The sequence below is a fragment of the Bacillus sp. FJAT-49736 genome, from assembly GCF_018343615.1.
Lineage (GTDB): Bacteria > Bacillota > Bacilli > Bacillales > Bacillaceae_C > Margalitia.
This window is the reverse complement of record NZ_JAGYPI010000002.1, coordinates 413,708-431,806: the sequence shown is the minus strand read 5'-3', so window position 1 is coordinate 431,806 and position 18,099 is coordinate 413,708. Positions and strand designations below refer to the sequence as shown.

12 protein-coding genes and 1 riboswitch are annotated in these 18,099 nt (G+C 35.5%); of the genes, 8 read left to right on the top strand and 4 right to left on the bottom strand.

Going from position 1 to position 18,099, the window contains the following annotated elements; all coding sequences use genetic code 11:
• The first annotated feature begins 10 nt into the window (after positions 1-10).
• The 3 genes from KHA87_RS13505 to KHA87_RS13495 all read left to right on the top strand — a co-directional run bounded on the left by KHA87_RS13505 (position 11) and on the right by KHA87_RS13495 (position 4,049).
• Positions 11-379, top strand: a complete 369-nt coding sequence (locus KHA87_RS13505) for a response regulator transcription factor (protein ID WP_213094682.1) — start codon at positions 11-13, stop codon at positions 377-379.
• A 94-nt stretch (positions 380-473) separates the two neighbouring features.
• On the top strand, positions 474-3,230 hold the full coding sequence (locus KHA87_RS13500; RefSeq protein ID WP_213094681.1) for an ATP-binding protein: 2,757 nt from the start codon (positions 474-476) through the stop codon (positions 3,228-3,230).
• Positions 3,231-3,653: 423 nt separating this feature from the next.
• On the top strand, positions 3,654-4,049 hold the full coding sequence (locus tag KHA87_RS13495) for a hypothetical protein (RefSeq protein WP_213094680.1): 396 nt from the start codon (positions 3,654-3,656) through the stop codon (positions 4,047-4,049).
• A 60-nt stretch (positions 4,050-4,109) separates the two neighbouring features.
• Here KHA87_RS13495 and KHA87_RS13490 read toward each other — a convergent pair whose 3' ends face one another.
• Positions 4,110-5,348 carry a polysaccharide deacetylase family protein gene (locus KHA87_RS13490; protein WP_213094679.1) on the bottom strand — a complete coding sequence of 413 codons (1,239 nt, stop codon included), beginning with the start codon at positions 5,346-5,348 and terminating at the stop codon, positions 4,110-4,112.
• Between the two features lie 36 nt (positions 5,349-5,384).
• Positions 5,385-6,116, bottom strand: coding sequence for an AAA family ATPase (locus tag KHA87_RS13485; RefSeq protein ID WP_249310391.1), 732 nt, complete (start codon positions 6,114-6,116; stop codon positions 5,385-5,387).
• A 379-nt stretch (positions 6,117-6,495) separates the two neighbouring features.
• Between KHA87_RS13485 and KHA87_RS13480 the strand changes: the two genes are divergently transcribed.
• The 3 genes from KHA87_RS13480 (at position 6,496) to KHA87_RS13470 (ending at position 8,871) form a co-directional block, all read left to right on the top strand.
• The gene (locus tag KHA87_RS13480) at positions 6,496-6,975 is read left to right on the top strand and encodes a hypothetical protein (protein WP_213094678.1); all 480 of its coding nucleotides are present in this window, start codon (positions 6,496-6,498) and stop codon (positions 6,973-6,975) included.
• A gap of 147 nt (positions 6,976-7,122) precedes the next feature.
• Complete coding sequence (locus tag KHA87_RS13475; protein WP_213094677.1) at positions 7,123-7,668, top strand: DL-endopeptidase inhibitor IseA family protein; 546 nt, start codon at positions 7,123-7,125, stop codon at positions 7,666-7,668.
• A gap of 234 nt (positions 7,669-7,902) precedes the next feature.
• Entirely contained in the window at positions 7,903-8,871 is a 969-nt protein-coding gene (locus KHA87_RS13470; RefSeq protein ID WP_213094676.1) for a nuclease-related domain-containing protein, read from the top strand.
• Between the two features lie 434 nt (positions 8,872-9,305).
• Here KHA87_RS13470 and KHA87_RS22640 read toward each other — a convergent pair whose 3' ends face one another.
• Together KHA87_RS22640 and KHA87_RS13460 are read right to left on the bottom strand one after the other, a co-directional pair.
• The gene (locus tag KHA87_RS22640; protein ID WP_481748371.1) at positions 9,306-9,935 is read right to left on the bottom strand and encodes a methyl-accepting chemotaxis protein; all 630 of its coding nucleotides are present in this window, start codon (positions 9,933-9,935) and stop codon (positions 9,306-9,308) included.
• A gap of 1,400 nt (positions 9,936-11,335) precedes the next feature.
• Positions 11,336-12,895 carry a stalk domain-containing protein gene (locus KHA87_RS13460; RefSeq protein WP_213094674.1) on the bottom strand — a complete coding sequence of 520 codons (1,560 nt, stop codon included), beginning with the start codon at positions 12,893-12,895 and terminating at the stop codon, positions 11,336-11,338.
• Between the two features lie 172 nt (positions 12,896-13,067).
• Positions 13,068-13,154, bottom strand: a riboswitch (cyclic di-GMP riboswitch).
• A gap of 721 nt (positions 13,155-13,875) precedes the next feature.
• Here KHA87_RS13460 and KHA87_RS13455 point away from each other — a divergent pair.
• Together KHA87_RS13455 and KHA87_RS13450 are read left to right on the top strand one after the other, a co-directional pair.
• Positions 13,876-16,893, top strand: a complete 3,018-nt coding sequence (locus tag KHA87_RS13455) for an ATP-binding protein (protein WP_249310390.1) — start codon at positions 13,876-13,878, stop codon at positions 16,891-16,893.
• Positions 16,890-17,987 carry a response regulator gene (locus tag KHA87_RS13450; RefSeq protein WP_213094673.1) on the top strand — a complete coding sequence of 366 codons (1,098 nt, stop codon included), beginning with the start codon at positions 16,890-16,892 and terminating at the stop codon, positions 17,985-17,987. The genes KHA87_RS13455 and KHA87_RS13450 overlap by 4 nt, the downstream gene beginning before the upstream one ends.
• Positions 17,988-18,099 lie beyond the last annotated feature (112 nt).

The following is an 18,099-nucleotide window of genomic DNA, read 5'->3' as shown; positions in this document are numbered from 1 at the left end:
GAATAAGGGAATGAAACGAATTTTACTAGCAGAAGACGAAGAAGTATTAAGAATGCTGATTACAGATACTCTGGAGGACCAAGATTTCGCGGTACAAGAAGCAGAGGATGGTCAGGAAGCAATCCAATACTTAGAAGAAAATAAATATGACTTGCTTATTTTGGACTATATGATGCCTAAGGTTTCCGGGATAGAGGTCATTAAATATATTAGAGAAAAGCAAAAAGACCACCACTTAAAAATTCTTATGCTTTCTGCAAAAAGCCAGCAGTTTGAACAGGAAAAGGTATTCGATGCAGGGGCGAACTTTTTTATGGCGAAACCTTTTAGTCCTATTGAATTATTAGCGAAAATCGAGGGAATCCTCTATGAAAATTAACAAAAAGAGTTTGTCCAGGCGGTTTATAATATTAATGGGATGCTTTTTTGTCTTCTTTGTCATAGGAGCCGCCGCTCTTCTAATGGTGCATCATATGCTAAATACTGACAATTATAAAGAGCGGAGTAAAATAGCCGAGAAGGAAAAAATTGCCCAGGCGATTAATGTGGACTTTAATCAAGCTTTTTTTGATGCTAGAGGATATTTAGCATTTGGAAGTGCAAGTATGAAGGATAGTGCGCTTGCACAAGAGAAAAAAATCAAAAGGTCGGCAAAAAAGTTCGAAAAAATTACGACGACAGATGATGACGAAAAATTCTTGGATAATGTCAATGAATTCACTAGCTTCTATTTTGAAGATACATTGCCGTTAGTAATTTCCAATTATAAAGTTGGAAATAGACAAGAGATAGCAAAGATGGCTAATGAACAGGTGACCTCAAAAGTCACGACTTTTCAAAAACAAATGCAAGATTATATACAAGATCTAGACCATAGTCTAGATAGCCATTTTCAAAAGCTTATTACTATGCAATCTTATATTCAACTAATCTTTCTGCTATTTGTGTTAATCGTAATGGTCATCCTATTAGTAATTATGATGTATATGTTTAGGCAGTTGGGCCAGCCTTTGGCGAGATTATCCATTGCTGCAAATGAAATGGCAAGCGGAAAAGAAGTATCCATTTCACTAGAAACGAAGCGGGAAGATGAAATCGGACTACTATCAAAATCATTCCAACAAATGGTGGAAAAGGTCCAAGAAAAAGAACAGGATCTATTAGCTCATAATGAAGAGCTTATTGCGCAGCAGGATGAACTTCAAGCACAGCAGGCCGAGCTTCAAAACGCTATGCAAACACTGAATGAGAACAGTGAAAAGTTAAAAAATCGAAACAAATTAGTCAATCAGCTCTCGGGCAACATCGATTTGCAGTATCTATTGGATAGCAGCGTGGTGAATATGTGCAAGATCATTCAAGCCGATAAAGGGATTATCGCTTTGGCAGAGGAACCAGCTTATGCTTCATTCGGTATTTCACCTAGTGGTGCAAATCAATTTTTGCAAAATATGAAAGATAGCTTGTGTGAACAGCTAAGGATCACCAAAAGGCCTTATTCCTTCAAACGAAAATTGGATGTTTCCGAAAAGGGCTACCATGAAGGAGATTTTTATGGATATGATCTTTACCTTCCAGTACTTTCATCCGATGAAGATTTGATTGCTGTCATGATTTTTACCAGGTATGGATCTCCTTTTGAGGAATCACAAATGGAAGAGTTCCTGGCACTTTCGAATAGTGTTGGGGTTAGCCTCGATAAAATTTCCCTTTTCCAAAAGTCAGAAAAGGATCGGAAGCAAAATCAGGATATTCTCAATACACTTCAAGAAGGGGTCCAGCTAATTGATAAAAATGGGCGGACGCTGCAAATCAATGATCATTTGCAGGAGCTACTTGAATGTGAGGATTACGTTCTTTTAGGGATGTCGTGGGAAGAATGGATTGAATTTGTGAAAGAGAAAGTAAAGGAGAAACAAATTGTTTTATTTTTGGAAAATGCCTTGCATTCCAATTCTGAATTAGACACCTTTATTTATACGTTAGAAAGTTCACAGAAAGTAATAAAAGTCTATAGCAAAAAGCTATATCATGATGGGGTAAAAATTGGGACCGTTCTAGTTCATCGCGATATTACAAAAGAATATGAAGTGGATCAGATGAAATCCGAATTTGTTAGCACGGTTAGTCATGAATTAAGAACTCCGCTTTCCAGCATTCTCGGTTTTACAGAATTAATGATCAACCGTGAATTGAAGCCTGAGCGGCAGAAAAAGTATTTAACAACGATTTGGAATGAATCCAAGCGCTTAACAGCGCTCATTAATGATTTTCTTGATGTCCAAAGAATGGAAGCAGGAAAACAAACCTATGAGAAAAAATATTTCAATTTACTGCCGATGCTCAGTAAAGTAATCGAAGCCCAGCAGGTTAGTACAAAGTTGCATCAAATCATTCTCGAACCATGTTCACCACCGCCATTTATTCTCGGGGATAGAGAGAAAATGGAGCAAGTATTTACAAACTTGATCAATAATGCTGTTAAGTATTCCCCTGATGGTGGAATGATAAAGGTCAAGTTAACATACATTGATCAGCAGGTAAAAGTCGAGATCATAGACCATGGATTAGGAATTCCGGAAGAAGCTATGAATAAATTATTTACGAAGTTTTATAGAGTGGATAATTCAGATCGAAGGAAAATAGGTGGAACAGGGCTCGGCCTATCTATCGTACAAGAGATCGTAAAGAACCACGATGGGGAAATCTCCGTTCAATCGACATTAGGCAGTGGCAGTACGTTTACGGTTTTATTGCCTGCAGCACTAAGTAAAGAGATGGACATGGAACAAAATGATATGCGGGAATCCACAGAAGGCTATCATATTTTACTAATCGAGGACGATAAAAGTCTGGCCGAATTGATCAAACACGAGCTTGTCGAAAATGGATTCCAGGTTATTTATCACAATAATGGAGCGGATGGACTCCAATCTTTACATAAAACCATTCCAGATGCAATCGTTTTAGATATTTTACTAGAAGATGATGAATTCGATGGATGGAGAATCATGCAGGAAATTAAACAAAGTAGCAGATTACAACATATTCCTATCATCATCTCTACCGCTCTTGATGAAAAGGAAAAAGGCATTTCCCTAGGAGCAATGGCCTATTTAGTAAAGCCATACCAACCTAGTCAATTATCGAAAACAATCATGCAAACTTTGCTCAAGGTTGGAAAAGAAGGGCAGATATTGGTTCCTCAGGAGGAGCATGCGGAAGGATGAACGTTTGAAGCTACTGTTTTTGGAGGAATAAAGGATTCATAACGTTGTATAGATAGTAAAGGAGTGAACAATCTATTATAGTAGGTTGATTGCTCCTTTTTCCTATTAAAAAGTGGTGGCGAACCTTAACCTGTTTTCTTTGAGGACACAGGATCTCTTATTTTCAATAAAACAGCGATATTGGAGAGCATGGTGGAGACAGGATCCGCTATTGATCAAAAAATGACTTGAAATGGTGCCATTTAGGCCATTAGCGGGACGTCTGTCCTCTAAAGTAATGAAATCACTGCTTTTTTCACAAATTTGGGAATATGTGCCCGCTGGCATAAATAGAATCAAGAGGACCGTCCTCTTGTTATGTTAAATCTGTGTCTATTCTCTAAAATATTCAAAACCTTAGTCGATAATAAGAAAGTGGGATTTATGAATATACTCTCGAATAAATATGGGGGAGAGGATATAGACATGGAGCTAATAGAACTGATTTCTGAAATTAATGATAGCATGGAAAGATACGATCTTGTTACGGCACGAATTTACATAGAAGAAAATATAGAATTATTAAGTGAAAATAAACATCGTTTAAAAGGCAATTCGAGTAAAGTTTTAGACTTTTTAACAGATGAATCGAACCAACAACCACTTAATAGAGATGACTTTGCGATTATTAGTAAGGTAAATCTCTATGCATCCGAATTTGATGTGAGTGGGATAAGGATTGTATTAAAGAATAATATAGCCTTATTTCTAAAAGAAGATGTGTTGGAGTATTTAAACTCAGATGCAAAAATTATTTTAGAGAGCATGGGAACTATTTAGAAGCAAGTGGTGCCAGACACCACTATAATGATTGAGGGGTGCCTGGCACTATCCGTACTACTATTCCAGGTTAACTATTTTTATTTTTTGGCTTTCTAAGTAATTAATAATACTTGGTAAAGCATCGACTACTGCCTCGGATTCATGCAGAATAATGATAGACCCTGAGGGGTGATTGCTCTTTATATAATGAACAATTTTTTTTGGATCGTGGTTTTGCCAATCCCTAGGATCCTTATTCCAAAGAACCATCTTGTAATGATGATTATTCAATAATTTCCGTGTATTATTGTCGATTGAACCATAGGGCGGTCTAAAAAGCCGAACAGGCTCGTGTGTGATTTGTTTAATTAATTGATTGGTTTCTAGCAACTCCCTCTCCTGTTTTTCATAGGAAAGCTTCGTGAACTCCGGATGAGTCATAGAATGGTTGCCAATCACGAATCCATTCTTATGAGTATATTGCACAGATTCTGGATATTTTTTCACATTTTGACCGATATAAAAAAATGTTCCACCTACATGATATTTCTTTAATATATCCACAATCTCCTTTGAATATCTTGACGGGCCGTCATCAAAGGTAAGTGCTACATAACCATCGGGCACACTATAGCTTGAATTCTTTTGGAGATCCAGAGTGAAGAACTTCGTAATAGAGTGTTGCGTTGGTGCTTGTTTTTTTACCGAAGGCTCTACCGCTTCTTTTTGGCTTTCCACCCTAATTACTTTTTCCTTACTAACTGCATTGACATATTGTTTTTGAGCAAATACGGTTTTAATGAGGTCCGAATTGCCAACGTATAGTACCAGTGTGATACAAATAGCAGTAATAACAGCAACAGAAAACCAAGCTAATGAATGATGGCCAGATTTAGCCTGTTCTTGTCTTTGTTTTTCAGCTGCTTCATTATTACCATCATTACCGGGAATCTTGCTCATAAGAAAAGGTAGAGAGTGAAGCTTACTTGAGTCATAGATGCGCTTAATGGCTGATAGGTTATTTTTATACTCCTTTGAGCATGAAAAATAGATTTTGTCACTTTGTTCTCTATACGTCCTCGTGACATAGCTTATGTATTGATTTTCGCCAGATTCCCAGGAATGGAAAGACAATCTGTACATATATTTATCATCATCAAAAGTAGTAGCAGCTCTTAAATTCTCCGCAGTCTCATGGTCAATCTCCCAAAAAAGCAATTCATCCTGGTCCATTGATAAGTTAATTTGCAGGTAAGAGTGATGGTATTCTTTTTCAATGGATACTAGTTCCATTAACTTTCCATGGTAGATTTCCATGGGGATCCGCCTTTCTATAAAACTGTAAATAGTAATCTATTCGGTTTGGCTAGAAGAATCAGTTGAATGGGAGAACGAGAATGACATCCGTTCTGTAAAATCATTGATTGACTTCATTAACTGATTTTTTTCCTCTTGAATTTTACGGTATTGTTCCAGATAATTTTGATTCTCTACTTCTAATTCGCGGATTCTTTCTTCCAGCTGATTAATTTTTTGGATATGCTGATGCTGAATAGCAGTAGATTCCTCATAAAGTCTATTATATTTATTATTCTCTATCTCTAGTAGATTGGAAACCTTTTCATATTCCAAATTAGAAGTATTTTGATAGTCTTTATAGTCTTCTAATAGCTGATCATAGCTCATTTGTTTCTTCGTAAGCTTGCCTTCGATAACACTTAATTCCTTACTTTTTTCTTGTAAAAGCTGGTCTTTCTTCATTTGCTCATGCTTTAAACGACTGATGATTTCATTTAAGGAATACAATTGCTCCTCTAAATCTTTATTTTTATAAAGAATAAGCTGGCGATCCTTTAGCATATTTTCCAATGAAACGATTATATCTAATGAAACCTTGTCTTGATTCTCTTTTGAAAAAAGGTTTTTCGTGTTGGTAGTATCTGTTGGTTCGATTTCCTCTGGAAAGGTTTGTACTAACTCAGTAGCAATAGCGGATATGCTTTCTTGCTCATCACTTTTTTCCAGCTGGCTTTGATTACCAAGCTTTCCAATCAGCCAACCTCTTGATTTACTTTTATTCTCCATATTGATTATCAGCTCCAATCTATTATCTTATAATCCTATCATTTGGCGTTTGTAAAAAGTAGAAACAATTAAATAATTTAAGAATTTCTTCCTCCATTTTTGTGGTCTTCAGACCTTTATTATATTTATCGGCATAGTAATAAGATATTTTTAGGAAAGGTTGGCAACTTTAATATTTTGAGGGAAATATTATTAAAAATTGGTTTATGTATCCAACAGTAAGGGGAGTGAGGAAAATAATTGGAAATTATCCCTAAAAAACTCTAGGTAGGAAGAGTAATAGGATTTATTATATTTTTTACACAATTTACCTGTAGTAGTATAATATAGTAAGAAATTACTAGAGGATAAAATCATTATATAGATGGAGAGTGTAAGTATGAAAAAAATCCTATTAATTATTGTGGCACTTTTTTTAGTCACATCACCCATATCTGCAGCAACGAACAATGGCCTAGCCACTGCCAAAAATAAATACAAGGATTATCTTTTAAGTTATGTAAAGGAAAAGAACAATGAACCAAACGAATGGTATTTTCTCGTTGATTTAGATCGGGATGGAATTCCCGAATTGTTCGGAGGATCAGAAGCACAAATATTTTCACCAATAAACATGGCTATCACCTTTAAAAATAATAAAGTATCTAACATTAAATTCACAGGGGATAACGGTGTTTCTGGACTCGAACGAGATACTAAAGGCAATATGAATATAGGCTTACCGACAATAGAAGGTTTAAAGTTATATAGCGATAAAAAAACAAAGAAATATACATTTATTGGTTCTGATTATACGGGAAGATATAATGCTTGGACAGAGGCAATCTATGAAATAATCTTTAGCAAAGGAAATTTGTAAGCAAAAAAACTCTTTCGTAAAGAAGTAAATAATGAGGTACAGCCTAAATATACCTATTACTTTATAGGTGGCAAAAAGGTAAAAAAAGCTCAGTATGACTCAAGCTACAAAAGCTATTTTAAGAATCTTCAAAAGGTACCATTAAAAATGCATAGAAGTGGATTCTGGAATTTTGATGCAAACCAAGAAGTGCAGGTATATAAATTTATTAATGATGGATTTAAAAAATACGGGTATGTTGAGCCGGTATCTAAGGGAGACCTCACTGCTAAACAAGCAGTTGATTTGGCGATAAAAGGAAAAAATATTTACTGGAATGTAGAATCTGGAGAATGTAATGCAAGATCTTTAATGTATAAGGGCGATTACTATCGTTACTTGTGTCCGGTTGTAAATACAAAAGCAAAACTGACCAATTATTTAGCTCAGGCTTATTCCAGCAGTGCAATTAAAAAGGCATTTAGTAATTATCATTTAGTTGAGTATAAAGGGAAAATGATTCAACCTGATGCAGATAAGGGTTCGATACTTGATTGGAATAAGTCAAAAGCAGAAATTATTTACAAACAGGGAAATACACGCAAAGTGGAGTTTACCGTTCCGTGTGGTTATGATGATACGGCAACAATCATTGCTACCTTTATGAAAGAAAAGGGCAAATGGAAAATAAATAATTTCGGCAGTATTTTTTAGTAGGAATATGGGGCGGTTCTCTTGTTTCTTTTAGGAAATGGGAGAACTGTCCATTTGTATTCCTCCGTCTTATGTTGTATGTGCAGTTCGCGTGTAAAATGATGTAGTTTCTCTTTTAGTCCGTGCAATTGGATGCCAGAATGATGCAGTTCCATGGACATTTCGTTCAGTTTAGGAGGGATTTTGAAGATTTTAGTAGAATATAGTCGATATTACACAAAAGGAGTTGAATAAATGATTGTAAAAGAACGGGATTTTCCTATTAAGATAAGAAAATTGGAGGCTTTACACAGAAGAATACCTCCTTTACATCCGAAAAGGTCAGTGATTCTCGACGAATTGGCTAGAAGAAGATCGGGGCACTACGGAGAAGAGTCATTAGATTACCATCTAAGTTTTTTAAATGATAAAAAGTACCATATTTTGCATACCTTAAGATTGCTTAACAATCAAAAACACCATTTTCAAATCGATACACTAATCCTAAGCTCCTCATTCATCGCAATTATAGAGGTGAAAAGCCACGGCGGAACCATCATATTCGACCATCGACTCCAGCAACTTATCCATCGAAATGGCGACAAAGAAAGAGCATATCAAGATCCAATCATTCAGGTAAAACGACATCAACTTCAATGGAGAGAATGGCTAAAACGGCACAAGTTCCCAAATATTCCGATTCTTCCTTTAATTATCATCAGCAATCCTTCTACAATCATCAAAACAATCGGTCCGTTCAAGGAATACCAATGGATCATTCGCAGTAGCAATTTAATATTTGAATTCCAAAAATATGAGCAGATGTACCATAACGAAAGTATAACGAAAAAGGATATAACAAAGCTGTCCAGGCTTCTTATTAAAAATCATTTATCTGAAGACTACGATGTATTAAAAAAATTCAACATCGATGAAAGTGAGTTATTAACTGGAGTTCACTGCCCGAAGTGCTCATCCATCCCGATGAAAAGATCTGCTGGAAATTGGGTATGCACAGCATGTTCCTATTCCTCAAAAACTGCTCATTCAGACACTTTAAAAGACTACACACTTTTAATCCAAACTAACACTACCAAACGTGATCTTCAAAAATTCCTTCATCTCGATTCCAGGATGGTTATGACAAATATAATAAAAGCACTAAACTTACCTGGCTTTGGTCAAGGAAAAGCACGGATATATCAATTAGACGAGCTTCTTTAAAAAAGGTACTCAAACATGGGTACGGTTCTTGAGTTTTGAATAAACATATGGAAATAGCAATAAGGACATTCACGCCAAATGCAGGTAACAAAAGGAGCGAATCATTAGTAGGTAATTCGCTCCATTTCATCCTTATCGGTGTTTCCGAAACTGCGACTGCCGAAGCCTTTGAGGGCATCACGGGCAGTTTTCGGAATGAAATTGTTTTTCCTTTTGCAAGGAGTACACCTCATTTTTAATTGATTTTAGTACTAATATAGTTTAGTTGTTTTCCCTAATTTATACCAGAGTATAAGATGAGAAGGGTACTTCTCAATGACATGAACACAAATGTCTCAGTCTAATAAAGTAATATGTATTCGGAAAAGCAGAATAAAGGGCTGCTGGAGCAACCCTTTATTCACAACTTCTATGAATCTTGAATGAATACAGATTTATAATTCAAACCGTTTAACAAGTGCTTGTAATTCTTCAGCAAGATTGGATAGATGATGAGTCGAAGATGAAATTTCTTGCATAGATGCTAATTGCTCATCAGTTGCAGCCGCCACTTCATCTGACAATTTGCTATTCTCCGTAGCCTGGTGCGTTATTTCACTACTGATAGTTGAGATTTTTTCGGTACCTGTTGAAATTTCCGCAGCTATACTTGATAACTCTTCCATTCTATTAGAAATCTGTTCCACTTGTGATTGGATATTTTTAAATTTATTTTCACTTTCCATAGTAAGCTGGACTCCAGCCTCCACATTTTCGGAAACATGATTCATAAGTTTAACGGAATCTTCAGCATCCTGTTGCATCATATGAATAAAGCCTCCTATCTGCTTAGCTGACTCTTGAGTTTGTTCCGCAAGCTTTCTTACTTCTCCAGCGACTACGGCGAATCCTTTACCGCTTTCTCCAGCTCTCGCACTTTCAATAGCTGCATTTAACGCTAGAAGATTTGTCTGCTCGGCAATCTGAGTAATAATTTCAATAATTTTACCTATCTGAAGTGAACTTTGATTTAAGGATTGTACTTTATTATTTGTATCTTCAACAGATTGTTGGATGCTACTCATTTGCTCCACTACTTTTCTTATATCAGAGCTACCGACTGCAGCATAATCATTTGCACTAACCGTGATATCCTTGACCTTTGCTGTTTCTGAATTGATTTTTTCAACCTCATTCCCAACTTTGGAAAGCGATTCTTCGGAATAGGCGATGTCTTTTGTTTGTTTACCTGTACCATCAGACACTTTTTGAATAGAACCTGAAACATGTTCACTTGCTGCAGTTGCTTCCTGCACACTTGCATATAATTGTTCAGAGGAAGAAGCAAGTTGCTGGGATGATTCTGTAACCTTATTTAATATCTCCGTGATTCCCTGGAACATTTCAAGAGAACTTTTATGTAAATGAGAAATCTCATCTTTCTGTTTTAATCTGATCTCATTTAATAATTGCTTACCTTCTCTTAATTTTCCGGTAGTTGCTAATGAAAATGCCCTATTAAGTATATTTAAAGGCTGCATTAATTTAGCCAGATACAGAAAAACCATAGCAGAGGCAATGACTGAAATAACTATAATCAAGACAAAAAAGATAGTACCTAATTGTTCTATATCATGGTTAACGATACTAGTTACCTTTTTCGCGGATGTATCTACACCTAAAATTCCAATAATTTTGCCATCCTTATTTTTTATCGGGGCAAATGCTGAAACATAATCACCATATTCAGGATCATGATTAATATCGGTATGTGCAAGTTCACCGTTTAAGACAGTTCCAACCTGAGAATATGTATTACTAGCAGTTGATTCGCCTATTTCTGATGCATTTTTGGAATCCTTAAGTTGTCCATCTATAAGGATTTTAACTTTCTTGTCATTCGTTACTTCCATCGTATATACGTACAATGCCCCCGTTTTTTCCCGGAAATCATTTAATTGATTACGTAAATCCCAGTAATCATTGCTTTCTGATTGATTAGTGAGAAATCTTTCATAAGCCTCTCCATCAAAATGCTTTGATATATTCTCAGCATTTAATGTAGTAAATTCAGAGATAGATTGAGTAGCTGTTGTTTTTATTGAGTAATACATAAATCCTAGATTAATAATTGCAACTAACAATAATAGAATACCAACAATCGCACTTATTTTTCTGCCCAATTTACTCTGTAGAATCTTCCTCATCTTGTCATCTCCGTCATATGAAATATGTACCTATTAAAAGAATATATAAAACTTTTTTACTAGTCAAACTAGTGGTACTTATTCACTATATTTCGGTTACTTATGTGTATTGTTAGTGTGAAGGAGCAATAGCTAATGGCAGGACTATTAAGGAATTTGAAGGAATCTAGGTCCATTAGCCTTTTATAGGCTGTGACCGAATCTATCAGGCTTCAGAAGAATTAAAAAAGCCGATTCCCATTGTTTCATCAAAGGAAACAAGAGAACCGGCCCAGTCCTTACTTTTTCTTACCAACTTGAAAATAAAGACTGCCAGTGGCTTTAATGAAAGACACTTTTACTGTTCTTCCATTTGCGGTGAACTTATCTGGAATATCACCTTTGTCACAATATTTCCAAACACGAGTTGCGTCTTTGCCAAAATATAGTTTGAAAAGTTCCTTTGCAACAATTGGAACCCGATATTCCTGTGGTATAGCACCGTTAGCATCTCCGTCCCAACAGAAAAATTGGAAGGTTACTTCTGTGTTTCCAGAGTCACCAAGTACTATGATTGCTTTAGATGCTTTGTAAACTCCGAAGATATGACCATTATCGGTAAATCCAAGTTCATTTTGTAATGTTTTGAAGTTGGTTGCTTGGTTTGGACTCCATTTCGACTTTAGAACGGGTGCCACCCAGCCATCAGGATACATTTTTCCTTTGGCAGGAGTTTTTCCTATTTTTAATTTGTTTTTTTCAACATAACCAATTTGTTTTCCAACTTTAATTTTGTACCATTTTGCTTGTGAAGAATAGATAGTGACTTGTTGATTTTTTACAAGTGCATTTATGGAATAGATACCGCCTGGTGATTTAGAAACACCAGCGTACTCTGTTGTGGCATAGCCTAACTTGTTAATCGGTTGTTGTAAACCAGCAGGAAGTTCCCCAACATAAATGGTCGTTTTAGTATTATCCTTTACCGTTTCTACATAAAAATTCATGCCGTCAGATAAGGAAATAAACTCAACTGGAACAAAAATTTGTCCGTTTTTATAGATGGCTTTTGCATTGGAATTCATTGTGTTTCCGTGTATGGTATTCATCTTTAAAGGTATCTTTGTATACACGTCATTCCCTTTGTATGGATCATATCTGAAAGCCGATGTTTGCCCGGCTTTTACAGTTGTATATTTTAAATTAGTTAATGAAACGGTTACTTGGTTTTTGCGCGGAGTAGTATCAGATCCCATTTTCTTAGAGATTTCATCTAAAGGAACATAAGTTGTATCCGCCTGAACAAATGGTTTGTATTTGTCACTTACTTGTTTATTATTTACTTTTAAAATGATGTTGTTATTTCGATTTTGAATATTTACCGGTAGTTTCCCAATATAGATGGTTGTCGTGTGATTTTCGTTGACTGTATCCACCGGGTAGGTCATCCCATTGCCGTTCGAAATAAATTCAATCGGTACATATATTTCGCCGTTTTTATAGATAGCCTTTACATTTGCATTAACCTCTTTACCATCCACTGTTTTCGTTTTCAATGGAAGTGTTCTCCCATTAATAAAACCAACTATATAACCTTCACATACACTAGCTTTAAAATCCTTCCCTTCAATCGAGACTTCATTTCGATAAGAAAGTGAAGTTACCTTGTCTCCCATTAATCTAGCAATTTCATTTAAAGGTACATAAGTTGTTCCATTTTCAACAAAAGGACTGTAATTACTGTCTACTTGTTCATTATTCACTTTTAGAATAATAGAAGAAGCTGCAGTTGATGTATGGGTGATTGTTGGAACGATGAAAGAAAATAATAAGGTAATTGTAAGAAATAATTTTTTCATAGATGCCCCCTGAAATATGTGGACGGTACCTGGTTCCCTTTAGGAATGATCACAGTTACGCCCCGAAATTATGTGCTTGTATACTTATGGAGAAAAGGTCTATCAGGAGCCATAAATGCTATTAAAGTAAAACAAAAAACGCCATGGGAAAATAGCCACGGCATTACTGTTCTATGGCAACCTGACGATCATAGTACGATAGCACCTTAGACTCACGGCTTTGCGTCCTTCCCTTTCGAAAAGTTTGCCTTTATCACTTTTATTAAATTGATAGGTTAGATTATTATGGAAGTAATTTAATTATAAAGTACTACCTGCAACAATGTAAATACTTGGATGTTTTGTTTCTTTTTCAAGGAAAATAATATTAGTTTTTCAATATAGGAAAATATCTGTTAACGGAAAAACTCGATTTTAGTCGCTTGAACTACCAGATTTTTATTTCAAAGTAAGGACATAAATATCTATTTTCACGTTATATGAAGCTTTCCGATATAACTTCCTACTTTTTATGGATTTAAAAACGTCATGACATCACTGCATTCAAAGTTAATTTTTTTTTTTGTAGTTTACTAGCACTAAATTTCGTAAGGTAAACTTGGATAAGTCCTATAATATAAGGATTTCAAAGTAACATTAAGCAATACGTAGATAAGGAATGATGGATATTAGAAGATATATCAATATATCTATTACTGAGGTAAACTTCTTTAATGCGACGGGGAGTGATCGTGGAGATTAAGGTTAAGTACAATACTAATACACATACCTCATTAAATTTATCCATTTCCCAATAATTTCATGCAATTTAATGTTTTTCTAAGCTTTAATTTCATTAGAGTATGGTCGATATATTATATTATGTGGGAAATATTCATCCTTGGTTGAAGACTATTGATCATAGATGAAAATAAGAAGATCTAGGTTCATTGCAAGGGGAGATTCAACTGAACTCAGTTCGTGTTATAAAGATTCTTTTCATGTTTATTATTGCTTTTTCCATTGTAGGAATAACGGTTCATTATCATCAATCATCAAATAAGAGTGTATCAGCACAAAAAGGAGTACTGGATCTAAGCCATTATAACTTGCAAAAAGAGCATCCGTTTCCATTGGATGGAGAATGGCAATTTGTTCCGGGGAAATTAGTTGATCACTCTTATTTTGCTCAAAATAATCGAAAACCTACATATATAAAAGTTCCGTCCATTTGGAGTAAAAATAAAATAGAAGGTAAAAATCTACCCGTCTATTCAAGTGGTACGTATCGATTAGTGGTACATACTAAAAATGGAAATAGCGTATTAGGAATAAAAACCTCGAATATCCGGATGTCGAACTCTATCTATATTAACGGAAAGTTGATAGGAAGTAGTGGGGTTCCAAAGAATGATACCTCTTATATACCGCAAAATACGCCTTACGTAAAATACTTTTATTCGAAAGATACGGAAATTGAGCTCATTGTTCATGTTGCTAATTTCGATTATGCTTCGGGTGGCGGCATTATGGAACCGATCTATCTTGGTTCGAGCGAAGGTATTCAAGTGATGCGGGAAAAAGCAGTTGCTTATGATTTAATCATGATTGCAGCTTTTTTGATAATAGGCGTTTACTTTATTGGGTTTTATATTCGCCTGCGAAAAAACAAGTCGTTATTATATTTTTCATTGTTTTCCTTTGCAGTTGGTATTTATTCCGCAACCCATGGTGAGAAATTAATCTATCTAGTTGCCTCAGGGATTCCGTATGCTATTTTTGAACGATTACAGGGGCTCTCATCAGATCTCCTTGGTTTATTTTTGCTGCTCTTTTTTCATCATTCCTTACGAGCATTTTCAAATAAACGGACTGTAAAATACATTGTTTTCTTCGGAATGTTTTTAATGATCTCTATGATGTTTCCGATTCGTATCAATTCGAAACTGGAGCTTTTGCATCCGTTCTATCTTGTCATAGTATTTCTGTATCTTGTGTGGATACAGCTTAAGGCAGTCATGAAGCGAACGTTAGGTGGAACGTATTTAATGTTAGGTTCCATTACTATTATTGTGTATTTTGTCTTCAATGTATTAAATTTGATCGGCAAATTATCGATCAATTCATTACCGCCATTTTTACCATATATTTATCTTTCCTTTCTTTCGTTATATATGGCAAATTTATTTGCTGCCACTTATCGAAAAAACGAGGAAATGTCTATTAAACTTCTTGAAGTGGATCGATTTAAGGATGAGTTCTTAGAAAAAACATCCCATGAATTTCGGACACCGCTTCATGCGATAATTGCGATTTTGCAATCCATGATAAGCAGTCCTTCTTCTACGCTTACAAAAGGACAAACGGAAAAAGTGAATCTAGCTGTGGGTTCAGCGAAACGATTGTCCAATCTTGTGAATGATATTTTGGATCTTTCCAAGCTTAAGCGAGGAGAGCTAGTAATCAAGAAAACACAAGTCAATTTATATTCTGTTACCCATTTATTAACGGAAATGTTTTCCTATATTTTGAACAAAGACGTCATTTTACGAAATGAAATACCAAAGAATGTATCCTATGTTTATGCAGATGAAGATAGGTTAAGACAAATATTATATAACCTAGTTGGAAATGCGATTAAACATACAGACCAGGGAGAAATTGTGGTTTCAGCTCATAAGAAAAATGATTTTATTCATATTTTCATTCGTGACACAGGTATAGGGATTTCCGAACAGCAACTTGAGGCGATATTTGATTTATATAATAGAGGTGATGTTTCTACTCAAAACGGATTTGGGCTAGGATTAAACATTACGAAGCAATTAGTAGAGCTTCAGGGAGGAAGCATTTGGGTGGAATCAGAGATAGGGAAGGGCTCTGTATTTACTTTTAGCGTGCCAATCGCATTGATGGAGGGCAACCCTAATAGAAATGCAAGTGAAAGCTCTTATGAGATTCCAACTATATCCGTCTATCAAACCTCTTTTCCTTTCATTACGGGTAGCGGAAAAAAAATACTCGTAGCGGATGATGATCATACAAATTTAGCCGTGTTAATAGAGGCACTTGTGCCAGAAGGTTATCAAGTCATTGCGGTTGATAATGGAAATGATGTGCTAGATCAATTAACGAAGCATCCGGATATTAGTATCGTTCTTTTAGACATAATGATGCCAAAATTATCTGGCTATGAGGTATGTAAGCTGATTAGAAGGAAGTATTCTTTATCAGAATTACCAATCTTAATGCTGACTGCAGCTGTATTGCCAGAGGATTTAGTCGCTGCTTTTCAATCTGGGGCAAATGATTTTATTCACAAGCCTTTTGATTTGATGGAATTAAAGGCGAGAGTAAGCAATTTAATCATGATTAAGGAATCGGCAAAAGCTGCGACAGATATGGAAGTTGCGTTTTTACAAGCGCAAATTAAGCCGCATTTCCTGTACAACGTTCTCAATTCCATCCTTTCCTTGAGCTATACGGATGTGAATGCGTCTCGAAAAATGATTACAGACTTTGCACAATTTTTAAGAGGTAGCTTTGATTTTAGCAATACGATCCAACTCGTTCCATTGAAAAAAGAGCTTACCTTGGTTCAGGCGTATGTAGAAATTGAAAAGGTACGATTTACGGGGAAAATACAATTTCATATGGACGATATTAATAATATTGATTGTCTTGTGCCACCACTGTTTCTACAACCAATTATTGAAAATGCTATTCGTCATGGGGTTACTAAAAAGGTAGATGGTGGCAAGGTCAGCCTAAGGATTAGAAAAGTAGAGAAGACGGTAGTGTTTGAAATCGAGGATAATGGAGTGGGGATGTCACAAGAAAGAATTCATGAGGTTCTTACTGACCGATCTACTGGTGGAGTAGGAATTCATAATATTTCAAGACGACTCAAGCAATACCAACATACCTCTTTTTCTTTTCAAAGTGAAGTAAACCAAGGAACAAAAGTAGTAATTTCGTTTCCTTACATTGATGCGAGTGAAAAAAGGAGTCATGAATGATGTTAAAGGCTATTTTAGTAGATGACGAGGTTCTTGCCAACACATTATTGGAAAACTTATTATTGGATGTCGGTGGAATAGAAATTATCGGGAAATCGACAAACCCAGATGAGGCTCTAATGCTTGTATCTGACTTAATGCCTGATATCGTATTTTTGGATATCGAAATGCCAAATAAAAATGGATTGCAGGTTGCAAATCAAATTAAGCAACATCATGAGCAGATCGAAATCGTATTTGTCACAGCATATAATCAATATGCTCTAGAAGCCTTTGATATCTATGCGTCCGGTTATTTACTTAAACCGATTGAAAAAGGGAGATTAGAAAAAACGGTTTCCCTTTTAGAAAGAAGGAAGAAGGGCAACTCTGGTGTTAAGAAGGAGCCTACAAAAACATTAAAAGCCCAGCTTATGGGGGATTTTGTATTGTTCGATCTTGAAGGGGAACCAATTAAATGGAGAACGAAAAAAGTAAAAGAGCTTTGTGCGTATTTACTCCATCACCAACACCCTGTTCATCGGACAAAGCTAATGGAGGATCTCTGGCCAGATACATCACTTGATAAAGTTTCTACGCATATTCACTCAAGTATTTATCAATTGAGAAAAGAACTTAAAAAACATGGATTTAGTGACGCCATTATTTATAGGGACGAACGGTATTCTATTAAGTTGGAGCTTGAATGTGACTTTTTCAATCTGCAAACAATGCTCGGCCAGTCTGTCCAACCGGAGGAACAAATCCATCAAATGATTGAATGGTATAAGAACGATTATCTCGTGCATGAAGGTTACACATGGGCATTAAGTCAGTCGGAAAAAATAAAAAACCAGTTTAAAAGAATGCTGGAAGATTGGATAGTAAACATAGGTCAGGTACAAAACGATTTTAAGAGGATAGTACTTGAAAAGCTAATAGAGCTGGACCCCCTTGATGAAGCCTATTCAAAGGAATTAATGAAATATTATGTTTCAGATGGAAATGTTCAAAAAGCACTAGAAATATATAAACAGTTAGAGAAGGTTTTATGGGAAGAGCTTGAAGTGAGACCAAAGGATGAAACGGAAAAAGTCTTGCAAGCTTTATTATAAATAGTAATATTTAAGCAAATAGACAAGAGCAATCGCTCTTGTCTATTTTTGTCGAAAATGTTCAGATTTTGTTCAGTGCTGTCTATTACAATATTTAAAGTGAGGATATATT